Raw genomic sequence first — 16,704 nt, forward strand, 5'->3', positions numbered from 1 at the left:
CCTAACGGTTCTTTTCTCAAGCACACCAAGGTTTCTACCCCCGGGGAGAGGCCTCCCGCGCGATCTCGTACATCATGATGGCTGCGGCCTGGGGAAGGCTGAGCGATTCGCCGGCGCCCTTCCGGGGGATGTGCCACTGTTCGTCGGTCATCCGCAGCAGGGAATCGGGCAGGCCATGGCTCTCGCTTCCCAGGAGCAGCGCCGCCTTCCCCCCACAGGGATGGGGGAGCCTTCCCGCTCTGACCGAGCTTCCCGCCACCAGGAACTCCTCCTTCAGCATCGCGATCACCTCCTGCAGATTGACTCCGTCGACGAAGGGAAGCGAGAAAAGGCTTCCCATGGAGGCCCGGATCGCCTTGGGATTGAAGGGATCCACCGAACCCCGGCCCAGGATCATGCCCGAAAAACCGAACCAGGAAGCCGAACGCGCAAGCGCTCCCAGGTTCCCGGGATTGCGTATTTCGTGAAGCAGCAGCAACGGCCCCTCGTCCGCTCCGGCCGCCATGTCCGCGAGCGTCGGCCTGGGGGGGATGCGGCCCACAGCCATGATCCCTTCCGGAGAGACATCCTGGGTCAGACCCGTCCACTCCCCTGCGGTCAATCCGTAGCACGGCAGAGAAGCCGGCAGCCGATCGAGGAACGCCGCCCGCTTCTCCTTCCCGCCTTCCAGGGTCAGCAAAGCCTGAACTTCCCAATCGCTTTCAAGAAGGGCTTGAACGACTTTGAGCCCTTCCGCCAGGAAAAGGCCCGCTTCCTCTCGGATTTTCGACCTGCCCAGCCGGTTCCACAGCCGGAGCTGCGCCTTCGAGGGATACAGCATCTTCAGATTCCGCGGAAGGGCCAGGAGCCGCGATAGCTGAGGCGGAATTCGACGACGACATCGCCCGTCATTTTTCTTACCTCCTCTTCAATCCGCTTATGCTGTTCAAGATTGCGCACCACCCCCCGGATCACGAGGAAGTCGTCCTTCACATCGATTTCCAGGGTGGGTACGACACAGCCGGGCGACGTCATGATTCTGGCCTTGACCCGAGTCGCCAGGGCCCTCATGGAAAGCATCCTCCACGCCTCCTCCTCGAAATCCCTCTGCTTCTCCAGCAGGCCGTCGCGAAGGCTGCAGGCGATCTCCTCCCAGTCCCGGCTGGTTGTATCGATGACCCGATCATATTCCGTGGGATCCTTCCAGTTCGCCCCATAAATCTGCTGGATCGTCACCGCCATTTCGCGATCCGCTTTTTTGGCCATCAGGGCGGCAATGTCCTCACCGACCTCTTCCTTTTTCATGATCCGCTGCACCCGGGCTTCAAAAGGAGCCGTCATGAAAACCCTCAGGGCATGGGGAATATCCTTCAACAGGATATTGCCGCCCCTCGTCATCACCACGGTATCGTTGCGAAGGGCGTAATCCAGGACGACTCTCTCGCAGAATGCGGCAAAGACGAGAAAGGACCAGTCAATCTGCTCCCAGAGGCCGGGAACGTGCGAATCGAATTTCTCGACGAGCCGCTGCATTTCCGTTCCCGCTTTCGCGGCCTCCTCAAAAATCCGGCTCAGGGGGATGTACTCATATCCCAGAAGGTTTGCAACGGAGCTTCCGATCTCGCCCCCTCCGCTCCCAAACTGTTTGGTAATCGCCAAGATGGCCATTGCGCCTCCTTATCCTCTCCGATCAATGTCCCGTCCGGGTGGCCGGGAAAAGATCCTACTTCTTTCCGTGCGCCTGCTTTATTTCCTTCACGGACAGAATCATGAAGAAACTCAATATGACTATCGTATTAAGGGGCGCAAGCCAGAAGGGATGCTCCTGACCAAAACTTTCCAGAATCATCAGGGTGCCGAGCACGCCGATGGAGTACATGGCGCCGTTTTTCAGATAGGCATACTGGGCGATCACATCAATCCCCTTGATGGTCAGTTCTCGCACCACAAACGCCCCCAGGCCGTTCCCGAGAATGATCAGCGGCACCGACAGCGTAAAGGCGAAAGCGCCGATGACGCCATCGATTGAAAAGGACGTGTCCAGGACCTCCAGATAGAGGATTTTGCTCCAGGCGCTCAAGTTGCCCGTCAGAAGCTCCCGTTCCTTTTCTTCGGCGTTCTTTTTGAATCCATCGGTAATAAAAAACGCGGAGACACCGAAGGTTGCAGCCAGCGCCAGGGTGGGATCAATCCGGATCGAGACGAAGACAAGCACCGTGGTCACCACCGAGACAATGGCATAAAACCAGACGCTCTGGCGCTTCAGGAACCGTTCGACCAGGAAGGCATAGTTCTTTTCCTCGAGAAACAGCCAGGATAAAGCCACGTAAAGCAGATAGATGCCTCCGCCCAGGAGCAGCAGGGGCTTTGATTTTTCCATCGATCTGGCCGCCTCGCCATTCTCGGAAAAGCAGGCCGTGAAAACTTCGGGAATCGTCAAGCTGGTGTTTGTCGCCCAGACAATAACAAAGGGGAGAAGTCCCCGCACCACGAAGACGGCGAAGAGGATACCCCAGAACAGGAATATCTTCCTATACTTGTATGACATGGTCCTCAAGACGGACGCATTGATAATGGCATTGTCCACACTGCAGATGATCTCAAAAATGCACAAGCCAAAAACAATAATCAACGTCTCGATGATCATGGGATTCCCTCAGTCGGATTTCCGAACCGGTTTCTCAGCGATCCTCCCGCCCCTGGACGGGGATTTGGTCAAGCACGGCAATGATCGGCCCTACGGAAAAAGTAAATCAGGACGCCGGCAGCCATCATGAGCAGGCACAGCGCCTGCCCCATGGTGAAGACACCCCCGAAGATCAGTCCCAATTGGACATCCGGTTCACGGAAAAATTCGATAAAGAACCGGACAAAGCCATAGCCGAACAGGTAGGCGGCAAAGAGAAATCCGTCAAAGGGGCTTCTTCGACGGATGCTCCAGAGAATGGCAAACAGGACCAGACCTTCAAAGAAGGCTTCGTAAAGCTGCGATGGATGGCGAAGCTGATGCAGGGAATCCAGGGGGAAATACATTCCCCACGGCACGTCCGTCATCCGCCCATAGAGCTCCCCGTTGATAAAGTTGCCGATCCGGCCGAAGGTATAGCCCAGGGGGACGGCGGGAGAAAAAAGCTCGAGAATATTCCAGAAGGAGATGGCCCGTTTCCGGCAGAAGATCAGCGTCGCCAGAAGAACGCCGATCGCCCCTCCATGATAGGACATGCCGCTGATTCCCACAAACCGGATCCCGCCGGAGAACTCGAAGGGCAGAAGAATCTCCAGGGGGTGGCTCAGATAATAACTGAAATTATAGAAGAGGACATAGCCCAGCCGCGCCCCGACGATCAATCCAAGAATGGTCCAGAGCAAAAGGTCCTGAATCGTTTCGCTGGAATAGGAAAACCTCTCCTTTCGGATCCGGTACATGACCAGGACATAGGTCAAAAAAAAGGCCACCAGGTACATCAGGCTGTAATAGCGAACGGAGAAGGAGCCGATGGAAAACAGCTCCGGCCGGAGTTTGGCGGGCAGGTACTGCCAGAAGAGCAGAAAGGAATCCATGCATCAATCCCTTCTTCCCAGATAGGAATCCCCCTTCAGGTCTTCCACGTGGAGCTGAGCCGAAAAGGCCGCCGTCGCCGCATCTCCGCAGGCCGTAACGACCTGGCGCAGCAGCTTGGAAATGCAGTCCCCGCAGGCAAAGATCCCCTTCGCCGATGTTTTCATTTCGCTGTCTGCAAGGATGTATCCGCTTTCATCGCAATTCACCACATTCCGGACAAATTCCGTATTGGGCGTCAACCCCACAAAGACAAAGGCCCCGTCTGCCGGGATCACGCGCGACCGTTCAGGATCCTTGAGATTCCGGATCCGGACGCCCTCCACGAAGGCCCCGCCCTGAATTTCCTCCACCACGGAATCCCAGGCAAACCCGATCCGATCATGGGCAAGGGCTTTCTGCTGCAGAACAGGGGTCGCCCTCAGGCGGTCCCTGCGATGTACGATCGTGACCTTGCGGGCGAATTTCGTCAGGAAGAGAGCCTCCTGGACCGCGGTATCTCCGCCGCCGATGACGACAACCTCCCGGTCCCGGTAAAATGGACCGTCACAGGTGGCGCAATAGGACACGCCCTTCCCGGCAAAGGCCTCTTCTCCAGGCACTCCAAGGCGGCGCCAGTTGGCTCCCGTAGCCACAATGACGGCCAACCCCCGATACGTCCCTTTTCCGTTTACGATCCAGCCGCCTGTCGATTCTGAATCCCCCGGCCCCCTGGAAACGGCCCTGACATCGTCGGCCTGCACCGTCACCCCGAACTGGCGGGCCTGCGCTTTAAAGCGCTCAACGAGATCGTACCCGTTGACCCCTTCGGGAAATCCCGGATAGTTTTCCACCAGATCGGTCACCGTGATCTGGCTTACGGAAGACTCCCCCTCCAGCAGCAGGGTCTTCAAACCGCCCCGGGAAGCATATAGCCCCGCCGTCAGCCCTGCCGGTCCCCCGCCGACAATCACCACGTCATAACACGATTCCGGCCCTCTGATTTCTTCCATATCCCCTGCCCCCTGTCGAATACCACGCCGGCATCAGAAAGTGCCTGTGCGTTCGGTCCCCTGCATTTAATCGTTATCCCGTAAAATTGTAAAGCACAAATTTGTCGCCCTGATGCCCGCAACGGCTGCAAAACCGACTTCCCCGGCGCATTTTTTAGCCCGGCATGGATTTCGGAGCGGATCAGGAAAGCCTATAATCATTTCACAGCTATAATAAGGCTTTGAAAATATTCAGAACGGGGTGGTTTTCAGCACCGTTCAGACCGCTGCAGCCCAAGCAGGGCCAAGGATTCCGCCCAAAAAAATACTTGGAAATACCCCTTGACATTCGTGAAGGTTCATACTAAAAATAATGGAAATTTTAACTGTACGCTCGGGAAGCTGGGAGCTTGTTCCCGTGTATGGTATACAGCAAGTTGGCTTAAGACATTTTGAAGTGCAAAGGTTTACCGCCATGCTCTTTTAGGTCTTGGCGGTTTTTTGTTTCAGAGTGCCGGTCCAACGGAAAAAAATTGAGAAAGGAAGAGAGAAGCGATGCCGGAAGGGAAAGTAAAATGGTTCAATGAACAAAAGGGATTCGGCTTCATTGAAAAGGATGAGGGCGGTGACGTATTCGTTCATTACAGCGCCATTCAGAGCAGCGGGTTTAAAACCCTGTACGAGGGACAGCGCGTCAGTTTCGAGGTACAGACAGGTCAGAAAGGACCGGCGGCGGTTAATGTAAAACCTATATAACAACTTGTTGCCCAACTTGTGAGAAGGACATGAAAAAGCACTCCGGCGCAGGGTCTTCGACCCCGGGAGTGCTTTTTTGTTTTGCAGAATTGTTGCCCTGTCCTCTCCCGCCCGGAGCTGCCTCGCAGGGAAGCAGGGAAAAGGGTGGGCTTTTTTGTCTTTAATGGAATATAAACAGGGGAATTGAACCGTCCCGAACGACGTTCTTAAGGGAATTTCCCAGAAAAAAACTGGCGACTTCATTGCTGGCGCTCGTACCGATGACCAGCAGGGTCTTCTTCCCCTCTCCCATCTCCTTGACGGTCCGGTGGATCATCTCCCTGGGCCTGCCCGCCCGCACCTTCGTTCTGGTTTTCAATCCATGAGCACTCAGATACCGGTCGGCCTTCTCCAGGGTCTTGTCGCCTTCACTGGGGTCATCATTGACATTCAATAAGGTCGCCGACGGGGAAAAATGGAACAGATCGTTCATGCCGGCAAAGGCCTTCAGGGCATTGTTGGACTTCAGATTACCGTCGTAGGCGATCAGGACATCCATCTCCAGGGGAAGCTCCTCGTCCGTGACCGCAAGAAGCGGGCATCTTCCCTGGCTGACCACCTTTTCGAACGTATCTCCTGGACCCTCGATCGTTTCGAAATGAAAAAAAGTCCTCACGCCCATGATCAGGAGGTCCGCCAATTCCGATTCACGAACGATCTCCTTGGCCGGGGTTCCGCTCGTCATGATCTTTTCGTATCGTACGCCGTTGTTTCTGCAGTGCTCTTCGAATTTCTCGAGCAGCTTCTCCAGTTTTTCCCGGGACTCGTTAATTTTTTCGTCGATCAATTTCTGGGCGAAGTAAAACGCTCCGATGTTCGCTCCGGCGGAGTGCCTTTCAATTCCGAAGGTGTCGACAACGCATATCCCCGCAAGCGTGGCGCCGCTCTTCTTCGCCAGGGCGATCCCGTAAGCAATGGCCCGCTGCGCATAGTTCGAATCGTCAATCCCGACCAAAATCCTCAAGCTCATGTGCGCACCTCAACGTAGTTTTTTTCATTGTTTACATGGAAACAAGCGGGGGGTCAACATCAAGTTCCGCGTCACCGAATTCTCAAGTTTTTTTTTGATGTTCCGGCCTTTCTCCACAAAAGCGCCCCGATCGGCGTCAAGTGACCTTTTATTATTTACAAACAATAACAAGATATTACATATTCAACAGCCGCATGCACTATAAGGATTTCATATATAGTAACATTGCAGTCTTTTTATGTTTATTTTTCCTGCCTGTTGTTTGTATACATCCGGAACCTGATCGTCAAGCAACCGAAGTTTTTCTTAGTAAAAATTAATAGGAAGGAGGAAAAAAAATGACTGTAGGCGAATCCATTCAATTTGCCGGCCTTGTATACCTGATTTTAATTGCCATCGGATTTGGAACCGCGGGCCTGATTAAGGCGATGTCGATGTTCTTTGGTAAAGGGAAGTAATGATCTCCATCTTTAAAAAGGTGCACTACAGAAAAAGGCATATAACCGAAATGATCATATTTTAAACGGAGAGGATAACATGTTAGACTTCGAAGTATTACAGTTGTTTCAGGGTATCGCCACCCTGGTCGCCCAGGACCCTATCCATGCGATTGCCCGCGTGGTTCTGATGCTGATGGGAATAGCCTTTGTCTATCTTGGCTACAAGGGAATCCTGGAAGCACTCATCATGATCCCCATGGGTCTGGGAATGGCGGCGGTCAACGCTTCCGTGTTGTTCCTGGCGCCGGATAAAACAGGAACCATCTTTCTAGATCCCCTGATTACGGACCCCGCAGCCCTGGTCAACATCATCCAGGTCAACTGGCTCCAGCCCATTTACACGATGAGCTTCAGCAACGGTTTGATCGCCTGCCTCGTTTTCATCGGCATCGGGGTGCTCTGCGACATCGGCTACGTTCTGGCGCGCCCTTTCAGCAGCATGTTCATCGCGCTCTGGGGTGAGCTGGGATCCGTTGCCGTCTTCCCCCTGGCCATCGCCTTCGGCATGACCCCCCAGGAAGCGGCGGCGACGGCCATCGTCGGCGGCGCCGATGGCCCCATGGTGCTCTTCACCTCCCTCATCCTGTCCCCGCATCTTTTCGTTCCCATCGGGATCGTGGCCTATCTCTACCTGAGCCTCTGTTACGGATTGTACCCCTACCTCATCAAGGCCATGATTCCGAAAAAAATGGCGGCCCTTCCCATGGACCTCAGCAAAATGCCCAAAATTACGCCCCTGCAGAAGATCATGTTTGCCGTCATTGCCTGTACGATCCTCTGCCTGCTCTTCCCGGTCGCCGGGCCGCTCTTCTCATCCTTTTTCGTGGGCATCATCATCCGGGAAGCGGGCGTCAAGCCCTACATCGAACTGCTCGAGTCCACCATTCTTTATTCATCGACCTTCTTCCTGGGCCTGATCCTCGGCGTCCTCTGCGAAGCCAACACCATTCTCGACCCCAGGGTTCTGAAGATCCTGGTCCTCGGCTCCACCGCCCTTATGGTATCTGGTGTCGGCGGTCTTATCGGCGGTATTCTCATGTATTACATCAGCGGGAAGAAATACAACCCGGTGGTGGGAATTGCCGGCGTCTCCTGTACACCGACCACGTCCAAGGTTGCCCAGAAGTACGTCGCCAAGGTTAATCCCCGTGCGATGATCATGCCCTTCGCCCTGGGCTGCAACGTCAGCGGTGTCATCACGACGGCGATCCTGGCCGGCATCTACTGCGCCCTGCTGAAATAATGTTCAAGCAGAGACGCCAGTGGTGGTGGATTGTTGGAACCTGCATTGCCCTTCTGGGGGTTGCTCTGGTGCGCCTGCTCGCCCCGGAGTACCCCCCCGGAACCACCCGCATGGTGATCAAGGCCGTTGGCTATTCAGTGGTCATTGTCGGGCTCTTCACGATCCCCCTGGCCATGCGGGAAGACGAGTAAGACGTTAAAAAGATCCAATTCTCTTGAAAATTTTCAATTCTGCCAGTCCTTCCGCTTTTTCCGCTGCAGGAAGGAGCGGAAGGAAGCACCTCAGTCACAACCGACCTTTGAAAAAAAGACCATAACGGCTGTGCCCCTGCTGATGCGGGCTTCGGGTTTATCTTAAAACAAACTTTCCTAAATAATGGAGAATAAAGATGTTTTACGGAACATACGCTAGAATTGTATCCATCGGTCTTTTGCTGCTGCTTCTTCCTTCGCTGGCCATGGCCTCCGAAGGAAGCCACACGGTGGATTTTCCCCTGTGGAGCGGTGTCTTCTTTGTCGGACTCCTTCTCTGCATTGCCGTCATCCCCCTGATCAACGGGGACTGGTGGGGCAGGTATTTCGGCTTGGTCTCTCTCGGATTGGCCATCCCGGCGGCTCTCCTCGTCATCTTCACGGAGTGGACCCTGCTGCTGCACGTGCTTCAGGAATACATCTCCTTCATTATCCTCCTGGGGTCCCTCTTCATCATCGCCGGCGGGATTGTCATCCGCGTCGGGGCCCAGGGAACGCCGATGCTGAACGCGATCTTCCTTCTCATCGGGTCCGTCTTCGCAAGCCTTATCGGCACGACGGGCGCCAGCATGGTGCTTCTCCGGCCCCTGATCCGGGCCAACAAATGGCGGAGGTACGTGGTCCACATCTACATCTTTTTCATCTTCATCGTTTCCAATATCGGCGGGCTCCTGACGCCCCTGGGCGATCCGCCCCTGTTTCTCGGGTTTCTGCGGGGCGTACCCTTTTTCTGGACGCTGAGGCTGCTGCCCATCTGGGCCTTGGCCATCGGAATCCTCCTGATTCTCTTCTTTGCAATGGATTCCCACTTTGTGAAAAAAGAGAGCAAGGAACGGGCCCGAAGGGCGATGGAACGGCTTCCCGAAAAAAAACTGGAGATCAAGGGCAGGATCAATTTTCTCTTTCTCCTTCTCGTTATCGGCTCTTTCTTCCTTCCCCCCATTCCCTGGCTCCGTGAGGGCGTCATGATCGCGGCCGCCGGCCTGTCCGTGTATTTCACCGAAAAGGACCTGCGGGAAGAAAATGCCTTCACCTATCACCCCATCAGGGAAGTGGCGATCCTCTTCGCCGGGATCTTTGTCACCATGGTTCCCGTCCTCACCATGCTTCAGGTGCACGGCAGTCAGCTCGGTGTGATTGCTCCCTGGCAGTTCTTCTGGGTATCCGGATTGCTCTCCAGCTTTCTGGACAACGCCCCCACCTATCTCGTCTTCATGAGCACCGCCCAGAGCGTCGCCCACGCCCAGGGGATCCTTTCCGGACTCGTCGTGGGCGTCCCCGAAGCCCTGCTGAAGGCCATTTCAGCCGGATCCGTTCTGATGGGGGCAAACTCATATATCGGCAACGGTCCGAACTTCATGGTCAAGGCGATCTGCGAGGAGAACAAGGTCAGGATGCCCTCCTTCTTCGGCTATATGGCCTGGTCCACAGGCATCCTGATTCCGCTTTTTCTCTTTGTCACATGGATATTCTTCGGCTAGACAAAAGCTGAAGGGCCGGAAGGAATCCCTTCCGGCGGGGGGACACGACGGACATCCGGCGGGAATTTCTCACGATTGCCGGAAGATGTCCATTGACGGGATCTTGAGAACCGCCAACGGCATTTCCCCTTCTTTCAGACAGGACAGGGAGGAGAATCCTGCGGTTTCCTTACCGCATCAAGGGTTCCTTCCTGTCTTTGTCCGAGTTCCCGGACTCAGACGAAAAAAGCCATCCCTCTAATCCCCACCTACCGTTTCAAACAGCTCAGGGAACAGGGCCTGCCGTTTCCGTCATCCCAATTCAGACAGGCCTTTCCTTCGGCTGGGGGCAGGTATCCCATGGGACGCCTGCCCTCATTCACCTGGCCCGGGGATCTCTCGATTTCGGTGGACTGATTTCTGCTCCAAAAATCGATCCCGGTAAACATCCCTCCCAACGACCAACACGACCACCACCAGCGGATCACCAAGAAGTAGCCCATTCCGTCCGGTGAAACCCGGCCATTTCCAACTCATAGTGATATTGAGATATTTAACGATGATTAGTGAATATAATAAACTACTTATATAGAAACATATTACCGAAAGCTTGACAGACCTGAAAAAGAAACGTATGAACAGCTTGCAGCTGTTTGATCCGCGATGTCAGTCAATGAGCATTTTCAAGGTCTGTTTGTCAGTATTCCTGCTCTAATTATTTAATTTTATTAGAATTATATAATTAAATTTATCAGGATGAGCGGAGATGAGTGTTTTCTGTCATGGCACCATTGCCAGGAGATGTTCATGACCGTTTGCTGCGGGTCGCTGTCGAGATCGCAAGGGAAGAAAAACCCCTTTGGGATCAAGGATTTATTTGATAATTCCGGTTTGTCCGGATAAAAGGGAGCGTCTATGGATACGATGGATTGGACTTCGGCGATAAAAACAGCTGCCGGCGGATTCGCTGGTTTTTGGCATATTGATGCTGCTGTGGATATCAGTGGAACTCACGAGAATAACCTTGCAGAAATTTTTCGGTGTCAAAAAATAGACTCCGTTCAATCATAAAGGAGGATAGAAAGAGGTGCTTTTTGATTAATGGAAACAGGGTTCCCCCTGTTTTACTGGGGAAACGCCCTGATGATCGTAATAGCTTTGACCCTCATATCTTGCAATTGCAAAGGATGGAACCCCTTCTGCTGGTTCCGATCGGGTTCGGGATGATTCTTGTCAACCTGCCCCTCGGAGGCATGATGGACTACGAAATGATGCTGAGGGCCCCTCAGGCGGGAACAGTGATGGAAGTGTCCATGAACAAAGGGACCGGCTTCGACAAAGGCGCCATCGTATGCAAGCTTGATACAGGGGAGGTCAAAGCGCCCGTTTTCGGACGAGTCGACAGCCTGAAGGTATCCAAAGGCCAGCGGGTTGAGCAGGGACAGGTGATAGCCTCCATTCTGACCATGGAACAAACCAACCAGGCTGAACTGCCTTCACGCCCGATAGGGCTTCTCTCCCGGATCTTTCAGTTCGGCGTGATGTGGCAGATCCTCCCGCCCCTCATGTTTCTTTGCCTGGGCGCGCTGACGGATTTCGGTCCCATGCTCGCCAATCCCAAAACCCTGCTCCTGGGGGCTGCAGCACAGTTCGGAGTTTACCTTGCCTTCTTCATGTCTCTTTTCTTCGGATTCAGCCTGATGCGGAAGCGGCCTCGATCGGGATCACGGCGGAGCGGAAGGTCCAACAACGATCTACGTGACCTCCGGTGCTTGCGCCACACATTATCGGAGCTACCGCTGCGGCCTGTTATTCGTACATGGCCCTTGTCCCCATCATCATTCCTCCCGTGATACGCCTCCTGACCACCAAGAAGGAGCGGCAGATCTACATGAAGCTGTCGCTCAGACTGGTATCACGACTCCGGAAAAATCGTTTTCCCCTTGATCACAGCAATCATCGTCATCCTGCTCGTACCGACCTCCGCCCCTCTGATGGGCTGCTTCATGCTGGGAAACCTCTTCAAGGAGTGCGGCGTTACGGAAAGGCTCAACCAGACGGCGCAAACGACCTTTGTTGATCTCATCACCATCTTTCTGACCCTGGCCATAGGGGCGGCAATGCCCGCACAGAACTTTCTGCGCCCTCCAAGACCCTGCTGGTTCGTCCTGGGTGTCGTCTCCTTGCCAGTGCCCGCCGCGGCAAGGTCATCCTCGCCAAGATCATGAACCTCTTCTTGAAGGAGAAGATCAATCCCATGATCGTTTCCGCCGTCCCCATGTCCGCCCGGGTTGTTCAGGTGATGGGTCAGGCGGAAGACAAGTACGAACTTCTCCTGATGCACGCCATGGGGCCGAACGTCGCCGGGGCCATTCGAGCGGCAATCGCCGGTGGTGTCTTCATCGGCATACTGGGATAAACGATCGGAAAATTACGGTTCAAAGAGCGTTTACCAGATCCGGTAAAAACCGGACGACCCATTTTCGGGGAGGCTTTTTCTTGTCCCCCCTTTTTGACGATCTTCTTATGACCATCTTTAAAAAGAAACGTTACTGGGTGGTGGATTGTCGGGACATGCATCGCCCTGTCGGGTGTTGGCCTCAGGAGCTTCGCCCCGGAATACCCCCGGGCATGACACGGATCGCCATCGGGGCACTCGGTCACGCCGTGATCATTTTCGGACTGTATTCCCTGGATCTTGCAACACGCAGGGGATGAGAGCCCGTGGAGAGGCTGCCGGAATTTTTCTGCTCCCCGCCGCTTCCCGGCAACGAGATCCTTTTTTTTCAAGGCAGGAGGGACAGGTGAGAGCGCTATTGATTTTCTTATGATTCAACCCGAGCTTTTTCCGGATGTGATTGCGATGTAGAGCCACGGCACCCGGGCAGACATTCATCAATTCGGCGATCTCCTTGGTTGTTCGGCCATCCTTGATCAGCAGGGCGACCTGGACCTCCCGCGGCGTCAGGTTCAGGGACTGGGATGTCAACTTGTGGCGGAAAGGGGAGGTGATTTCATTCAGATGCGCTTCCAGAATATTCATGTAGTTCATCTGGGTGGCATCGAGGGCGGTCATCTTGATCTTCTTTACATAGGGCAGCACCATGCTCTTCACGTTGGAGAGGACCTTCTCCTCCAGCTCGTTTTTATCTTCCTCCCTCTTTTTAAGTAACACCGTAAGAGCGGCATTGAGTTCCTCGAGGTTTTTCGTATTGATTTTGAGCTCTTTCTCCCTTCGTTTCAGGACCTCCTCCATCCGCTTGCGCTCAATAATCTCCTCGTGCAATTCCGCATTGACCTTCTGGAGATCCGCCGTCCTTTCCTGAACGCGCGCCTCCAGCTCTCCCAGGGTCTTCTGCAGCATCGCCTCCGCGTGCTTTCGCTGGCTGATGTCATGGTTGATTTCCAGGATGGCCAGGGGTTTTCCCTGCTCATTGCGCCTTAAGCTCCACCGGCTCTCCACCAGGATCGGACTCCCGTCCCGCCGGATCTGGTTCAGTTCCCCCTCCCACTGGCCACAGGCGATCAGCTTCTGCGTTCTTCAGGCTCTGGCGGGAAGCTGGTCCTGAGAAGGGTAGCGGATGTTCTCGCCCCGAACTCCCCGCGGCTCCAGCCGTACTTTTTCTCCGCACCCCGGTTCCAGAACAGAATACGATGATCCATGTCCAGAACCATGATCAGGTCCTCGGCCAGGTCAAGCAGTTCCGCCTGCTCCCGGAGGGCATCCGCCTGCTTCTTCAGAATATCCGCGGAAGCCGCATCGACGGGCGGAGCGGACAGTTCCTGATCAAAGAATTTCTGATACAGCACATCATATTCGACGATTTTTTCCCGGCGCATCCTTTTGCTGTACCCCATCGTTCAACTCCGCCTTCCCGTAAGAAATTCTTTTGACATGCTCAGTGTGCATGAATGGAAACAGGAAAAACGCTATAATGATTTTTTTTCATAGATCAAGTGATTTCACAAATTGTCGCTTTATTTTTCCGTTCAGGGCGCATCAAGGAAGCTCCGGACAGCCCGATTGCCGGAAGTGCCGACGGGAAGCGGACCAATGCCGCCAACGGCGGGTGCAGGCAAACGGCGCCCCCCTTTTCAGGGAACATTTCAACGCTCTTCCGCCGGTTCAGGGAAGATCCCCGGAATGAAATCCACGTTGCACAAGGATGCTGTTTCAACAAAGCGGTTTAAAAAGCGCCGCTGATTGTGATAGACTAAAGAAAATTCCAGCGAGGTGATGATGATGAAGATGATGATGATTGTCTATGCGGAAACTGTTGATCAAGACGTTATGGCCGCCTTGACGCAGGTCGATATCAAGAAATACATCAAGATGGAACGCGTCATAGGAAGGTCGCCCGAGATCGAAAACATGGCCCAGGAAGGGTCGATCTACTGGACGGAGAAGTACATCCTCCTGATGCTGGCCGTCAAGGATGAAGAAGTTCAAAATGTGACGGACATGTTCCGCAAGCTGAAAAAAGAGCGCCCCGTAAAGGGGGGCTATCACGTGTTCGTCGTTCCGATGGAACAGCTTCTTTAAGCGTGAAGGATGCAGGTCCCCCTCTGTTGGAAGAGGGGGCACCCAGCCGTGTCATCAGCTGATGGATAATGAGGAAGAGGGGTGAAAATCCCCCGCTGCCCCGCAGCCGTGAAGGGAACGAACGCCAAAGCAAGCCACTGTCGGAGCCGAACTCCGATGGGAAGGCTGGTCAGTAGGAAGCCCGAAGCCGGAATACCGATCCATCAATAAACTCGCGGGAGTTAGAAGATGCAGACATTTCCCTGGTTACGTCCGCCTTTTTCCCCTCCGGGAAAATGCCAATTCCCACGATATAACAATTAGTTAGCGTTTTACCGTCCCCCGGCGGATCTTGCGGAGAGCCGAGAATGCGGCCGCCCTGTTGGAGGAACGGAGAATGTCGGATTTCGTGAAATGGAATCGGCGGTCACCCTGAAGAAAGTCCTCAGAACAAGCCTGCTGCTCCTTGCGGTCCTGCTGGCCGTCTCGGCGGCCTCTCTCCTGTGCGGACCCGCGGAAACAGGCGTGCTTTCGAAAATCCGGGAGGGGCTGACAAGCGGACGCATGCCGGCCTTTGTCCTGACCCCTGGGGAGAAGACCATCCTGTTTTCTCTGCGCCTGCCCCGGATTGTTTTCGCCGGCCTGGTGGGGGCGTCGTTGTCCACGGCGGGGGTCCTTTTCCAGGCCCTGCTCCGGAACCCCCTGGCCGATCCCTATATTCTCGGAATATCGGGCGGATCAGCCCTGGGTGCGATTGTCGGAATCTTTGCCGGCCTGGGCTCCCTGCCCCTGGGAACCCCCGTTCCGGCCTTCCTGGGAGCCGCCTTCACGGTGTTCCTGGTCCTGGCGGCGGGAGGCTCGAAGAGGGGATTTTCCCCCGGGACCCTGCTGCTGGCCGGCGTCATCGTCAATGCCTTCTTCTCCGCCCTCATCATGCTGGCCCTGGCCCTGAGCAGCCATGCCGACCTTCAGAAGATCACCTTCTGGCTCATGGGCAATCTCAGCCTGGCCGGTTATCCCGAAGCGATGCTGACGGCGCTGGTCCTTGCAGCCGGCTTTGCCGTAGCCGTGCTGAACGCCCGCTCCATCAACCTGATGTCCCTGGGCGAGGAGACGGCCCTCCATCTTGGAGTCAGCGTGGGACGGATCCGGATTCTCCTCCTTCTTTCCGGCTCCCTTCTGACGTCGGTGGCCGTGGCGTTCAGCGGCACGGTAGGCTTTGTGGGGCTGATCATCCCGCACCTCATGCGGATGCTCCTCGGAGCCGATCATCGGCTGCTCCTTCCCGCATCCCTGCTGTTCGGGGCCTCCTTTCTGATCGCGGCGGACACCCTCGCCAGGACCCTTGTCCCCGACATGGACCTGCCCGTCGGGGTGGTGACGGCGCTGTGCGGGTCCCCCTATTTTCTTTACCTGCTGCGGAAAGGACGGTTTTCATCGTGGTCGTTTTGAACCTTGAAGACATCCACTTCCGTTACGAAGCCGCCGGCTGGGTGCTTCGGGGCCTTTCCTGCACCGTCGAGAAGGGTGAATTTCTGGGCATTCTCGGACCTAACGGATCGGGAAAGACCACGCTGCTGCGAATCTGCAACGGAATCCTCGCCCCTCACCAGGGGACGGTAACCGTTTCCGGGGCGGATATCCGGAAGATCCCCAGAAAGGCCCTGGCCCGGACCATGGCCTTTGTAGCCCAGGATTCCCCCGAACCGCCTCCCTTCACGGTGAGCCATCGTCCTCATGGGCGGGCCCCTCACCTGGGAAGGCTGTAATTCGAAGGGGATTTCGCCGTCGCCCGCCGCGCCATGGAAGTCACCGGAACGCTTTCCCTGGCCTCGCGGAGCATGAATGACCTCAGCGGCGGAGAAAAAAAGCGTGCGCATATCGCCCGGGCGCTTGCCCAGGAGCCGCAGATCCTTTTCCTCGATGAATCCACGGCTCACCTAGACATGAAGCACACGGCGGCCGTTTTTGATCTGCTGAAAGGCCTGAACCGCCGGAAAAACCTGACGGTGCTCGCCGTGACCCACGACATCAACACCGCGGCGCTTTACTGTGACCGGCTTCTCCTGCTGAACCGGGGGAGTCTCCACGCACAGGGGCGTCCGGAGGAAGTGCTTACTGAGACCAACATAAGAGAGGTGTTTGAAACCCCGGTGACTATCGGCCGCAATCCGGAAACGGGATTGCCGCAGGTCTCACTGTTGCCGGAAAGTCTGTCAGATCAGAGGAAGCCGGTCAAAGCCGGCGCTGCCCCGCAACTGTAAGCGGAACGAAATCCACGGAATGCCACTGAATTTCACCGGAAATTCGGGAAGGCGTGGACGGTAGGCCAAGCCGCAAGCCAGGAGACTTATCTGACGGAAATCTCAATTCAGCCTGACCGAGGGGAAAGGAGGTTCGCATGATCCGCACACAATTCACGATATCCCCCTGAAATGCCGCCTTTTGAAGCGT

18 protein-coding genes, 2 pseudogenes and 2 riboswitches are annotated in these 16,704 nt (G+C 55.3%); of the genes and pseudogenes, 11 read left to right on the forward strand and 9 right to left on the reverse strand.

What is annotated here, in order from left to right; translation table 11 throughout:
- Positions 1 to 34: 34 nt before the first annotated feature.
- The 5 genes from AB3175_RS09665 to trxB form a co-directional block, all read right to left on the reverse strand.
- A complete protein-coding gene (locus tag AB3175_RS09665; protein WP_367360732.1) occupies positions 35 to 820 on the reverse strand; it encodes a TrmH family RNA methyltransferase in 786 nt (261 codons plus the stop codon).
- 2 nt (positions 821 to 822) lie between these two features.
- Positions 823 to 1,647 (reverse strand): AAA family ATPase, encoded by an 825-nt coding sequence (locus AB3175_RS09670; protein WP_367360733.1) that lies wholly within the window; start codon positions 1,645 to 1,647, stop codon positions 823 to 825.
- 55 nt (positions 1,648 to 1,702) lie between these two features.
- Positions 1,703 to 2,626, reverse strand: coding sequence for a DUF475 domain-containing protein (locus tag AB3175_RS09675; protein ID WP_367360734.1), 924 nt, complete (start codon positions 2,624 to 2,626; stop codon positions 1,703 to 1,705).
- A gap of 68 nt (positions 2,627 to 2,694) precedes the next feature.
- A complete protein-coding gene (gene lgt / locus AB3175_RS09680) occupies positions 2,695 to 3,540 on the reverse strand; it encodes a prolipoprotein diacylglyceryl transferase (RefSeq protein WP_367360735.1) in 846 nt (281 codons plus the stop codon).
- A 3-nt stretch (positions 3,541 to 3,543) separates the two neighbouring features.
- On the reverse strand, positions 3,544 to 4,530 hold the full coding sequence (gene trxB, locus AB3175_RS09685; RefSeq protein WP_367360736.1) for a thioredoxin-disulfide reductase: 987 nt from the start codon (positions 4,528 to 4,530) through the stop codon (positions 3,544 to 3,546).
- A 534-nt stretch (positions 4,531 to 5,064) separates the two neighbouring features.
- Here trxB and AB3175_RS09690 point away from each other — a divergent pair.
- Positions 5,065 to 5,265: a cold-shock protein gene (locus AB3175_RS09690; RefSeq protein ID WP_041584579.1), complete on the forward strand. Its 201-nt coding sequence runs from the start codon at positions 5,065 to 5,067 to the stop codon at positions 5,263 to 5,265.
- A 160-nt stretch (positions 5,266 to 5,425) separates the two neighbouring features.
- Here AB3175_RS09690 and AB3175_RS09695 read toward each other — a convergent pair whose 3' ends face one another.
- On the reverse strand, positions 5,426 to 6,274 hold the full coding sequence (locus AB3175_RS09695; protein ID WP_367360737.1) for a universal stress protein: 849 nt from the start codon (positions 6,272 to 6,274) through the stop codon (positions 5,426 to 5,428).
- A 537-nt stretch (positions 6,275 to 6,811) separates the two neighbouring features.
- On the opposite strand from AB3175_RS09695, the gene AB3175_RS09700 reads away from it, so the two are divergent.
- The 7 genes and pseudogenes from AB3175_RS09700 to AB3175_RS09730 all read left to right on the forward strand — a co-directional run bounded on the left by AB3175_RS09700 (position 6,812) and on the right by AB3175_RS09730 (position 12,147).
- Positions 6,812 to 8,017 carry a sodium ion-translocating decarboxylase subunit beta gene (locus AB3175_RS09700; RefSeq protein WP_367360738.1) on the forward strand — a complete coding sequence of 402 codons (1,206 nt, stop codon included), beginning with the start codon at positions 6,812 to 6,814 and terminating at the stop codon, positions 8,015 to 8,017.
- Positions 8,017 to 8,208, forward strand: a complete 192-nt coding sequence (locus AB3175_RS09705; RefSeq protein ID WP_367360739.1) for a hypothetical protein — start codon at positions 8,017 to 8,019, stop codon at positions 8,206 to 8,208. Before AB3175_RS09700 ends, AB3175_RS09705 begins: the two co-directional genes overlap by 1 nt.
- 197 nt (positions 8,209 to 8,405) lie before the next feature.
- Positions 8,406 to 9,749, forward strand: a complete 1,344-nt coding sequence (locus AB3175_RS09710; protein ID WP_367360740.1) for a sodium:proton antiporter — start codon at positions 8,406 to 8,408, stop codon at positions 9,747 to 9,749.
- 894 nt (positions 9,750 to 10,643) lie between these two features.
- Entirely contained in the window at positions 10,644 to 10,799 is a 156-nt protein-coding gene (locus AB3175_RS09715; protein WP_367360741.1) for a hypothetical protein, read from the forward strand.
- A gap of 116 nt (positions 10,800 to 10,915) precedes the next feature.
- Positions 10,916 to 11,581 carry a sodium ion-translocating decarboxylase subunit beta gene (locus AB3175_RS09720; protein ID WP_367360742.1) on the forward strand — a complete coding sequence of 222 codons (666 nt, stop codon included), beginning with the start codon at positions 10,916 to 10,918 and terminating at the stop codon, positions 11,579 to 11,581.
- On the forward strand, positions 11,548 to 11,808 hold the full coding sequence (locus AB3175_RS09725; protein ID WP_367360743.1) for a sodium ion-translocating decarboxylase subunit beta: 261 nt from the start codon (positions 11,548 to 11,550) through the stop codon (positions 11,806 to 11,808). Before AB3175_RS09720 ends, AB3175_RS09725 begins: the two co-directional genes overlap by 34 nt.
- Positions 11,696 to 12,147, forward strand: a pseudogene (locus AB3175_RS09730) (sodium ion-translocating decarboxylase subunit beta). The gene AB3175_RS09725 and the pseudogene AB3175_RS09730 overlap by 113 nt, the downstream one beginning before the upstream one ends.
- Positions 12,148 to 12,399: 252 nt before the next feature.
- Here AB3175_RS09730 and AB3175_RS09735 read toward each other — a convergent pair.
- Both AB3175_RS09735 and AB3175_RS09740 read right to left on the reverse strand, forming a co-directional pair.
- The gene (locus AB3175_RS09735) at positions 12,400 to 13,191 is read right to left on the reverse strand and encodes a LuxR C-terminal-related transcriptional regulator (RefSeq protein WP_367360744.1); all 792 of its coding nucleotides are present in this window, start codon (positions 13,189 to 13,191) and stop codon (positions 12,400 to 12,402) included.
- Positions 13,192 to 13,253: 62 nt separating this feature from the next.
- Positions 13,254 to 13,586: a PAS domain-containing protein gene (locus AB3175_RS09740; RefSeq protein WP_367360745.1), complete on the reverse strand. Its 333-nt coding sequence runs from the start codon at positions 13,584 to 13,586 to the stop codon at positions 13,254 to 13,256.
- A 391-nt stretch (positions 13,587 to 13,977) separates the two neighbouring features.
- Between AB3175_RS09740 and AB3175_RS09745 the strand changes: the two genes are divergently transcribed.
- The 3 genes and pseudogenes from AB3175_RS09745 to AB3175_RS09755 all read left to right on the forward strand — a co-directional run.
- The gene (locus AB3175_RS09745; RefSeq protein ID WP_367360746.1) at positions 13,978 to 14,271 is read left to right on the forward strand and encodes a hypothetical protein; all 294 of its coding nucleotides are present in this window, start codon (positions 13,978 to 13,980) and stop codon (positions 14,269 to 14,271) included.
- 72 nt (positions 14,272 to 14,343) lie between these two features.
- Positions 14,344 to 14,467: riboswitch (cobalamin riboswitch) on the forward strand.
- Between the two features lie 197 nt (positions 14,468 to 14,664).
- On the forward strand, positions 14,665 to 15,702 hold the full coding sequence (locus tag AB3175_RS09750) for a FecCD family ABC transporter permease (RefSeq protein ID WP_367360747.1): 1,038 nt from the start codon (positions 14,665 to 14,667) through the stop codon (positions 15,700 to 15,702).
- Between the two features lie 41 nt (positions 15,703 to 15,743).
- A pseudogene (locus AB3175_RS09755) lies at positions 15,744 to 16,175 on the forward strand (ABC transporter ATP-binding protein); the annotation flags it as partial.
- Positions 16,176 to 16,190: 15 nt separating this feature from the next.
- On the opposite strand, the gene AB3175_RS09760 reads toward AB3175_RS09755, so the two are convergent.
- Positions 16,191 to 16,340 (reverse strand): hypothetical protein, encoded by a 150-nt coding sequence (locus AB3175_RS09760; RefSeq protein WP_367360748.1) that lies wholly within the window; start codon positions 16,338 to 16,340, stop codon positions 16,191 to 16,193.
- A gap of 83 nt (positions 16,341 to 16,423) precedes the next feature.
- A riboswitch (cobalamin riboswitch) is annotated at positions 16,424 to 16,623 on the forward strand.
- Positions 16,624 to 16,704: the final 81 nt, after the last annotated feature.

It is taken from the genome of Syntrophus sp. (in: bacteria) (genome assembly GCF_040768185.1).
Classification (GTDB): Bacteria; Desulfobacterota; Syntrophia; order Syntrophales; family Syntrophaceae; genus Syntrophus; species Syntrophus buswellii.

Coding starts and splice junctions, on each gene's coding strand:
- AB3175_RS09665 (WP_367360732.1), bottom strand. CDS start 820: ATGCTGTATCCCTCGAAGGCGCAGCTCCGGCTGTGGAACCGGCTGGGC.
- AB3175_RS09670 (WP_367360733.1), bottom strand. CDS start 1,647: ATGGCCATCTTGGCGATTACCAAACAGTTTGGGAGCGGAGGGGGCGAG.
- AB3175_RS09675 (WP_367360734.1), bottom strand. CDS start 2,626: ATGATCATCGAGACGTTGATTATTGTTTTTGGCTTGTGCATTTTTGAG.
- lgt (WP_367360735.1), bottom strand. CDS start 3,540: ATGGATTCCTTTCTGCTCTTCTGGCAGTACCTGCCCGCCAAACTCCGG.
- trxB (WP_367360736.1), bottom strand. CDS start 4,530: ATGGAAGAAATCAGAGGGCCGGAATCGTGTTATGACGTGGTGATTGTC.
- AB3175_RS09690 (WP_041584579.1), top strand. CDS start 5,065: ATGCCGGAAGGGAAAGTAAAATGGTTCAATGAACAAAAGGGATTCGGC.
- AB3175_RS09695 (WP_367360737.1), bottom strand. CDS start 6,274: ATGAGCTTGAGGATTTTGGTCGGGATTGACGATTCGAACTATGCGCAG.
- AB3175_RS09700 (WP_367360738.1), top strand. CDS start 6,812: ATGTTAGACTTCGAAGTATTACAGTTGTTTCAGGGTATCGCCACCCTG.
- AB3175_RS09705 (WP_367360739.1), top strand. CDS start 8,017: ATGTTCAAGCAGAGACGCCAGTGGTGGTGGATTGTTGGAACCTGCATT.
- AB3175_RS09710 (WP_367360740.1), top strand. CDS start 8,406: ATGTTTTACGGAACATACGCTAGAATTGTATCCATCGGTCTTTTGCTG.
- AB3175_RS09715 (WP_367360741.1), top strand. CDS start 10,644: ATGGATACGATGGATTGGACTTCGGCGATAAAAACAGCTGCCGGCGGA.
- AB3175_RS09720 (WP_367360742.1), top strand. CDS start 10,916: ATGGAACCCCTTCTGCTGGTTCCGATCGGGTTCGGGATGATTCTTGTC.
- AB3175_RS09725 (WP_367360743.1), top strand. CDS start 11,548: ATGGCCCTTGTCCCCATCATCATTCCTCCCGTGATACGCCTCCTGACC.
- AB3175_RS09740 (WP_367360745.1), bottom strand. CDS start 13,586: ATGGGGTACAGCAAAAGGATGCGCCGGGAAAAAATCGTCGAATATGAT.
- AB3175_RS09745 (WP_367360746.1), top strand. CDS start 13,978: ATGATGATGATTGTCTATGCGGAAACTGTTGATCAAGACGTTATGGCC.
- AB3175_RS09750 (WP_367360747.1), top strand. CDS start 14,665: ATGGAATCGGCGGTCACCCTGAAGAAAGTCCTCAGAACAAGCCTGCTG.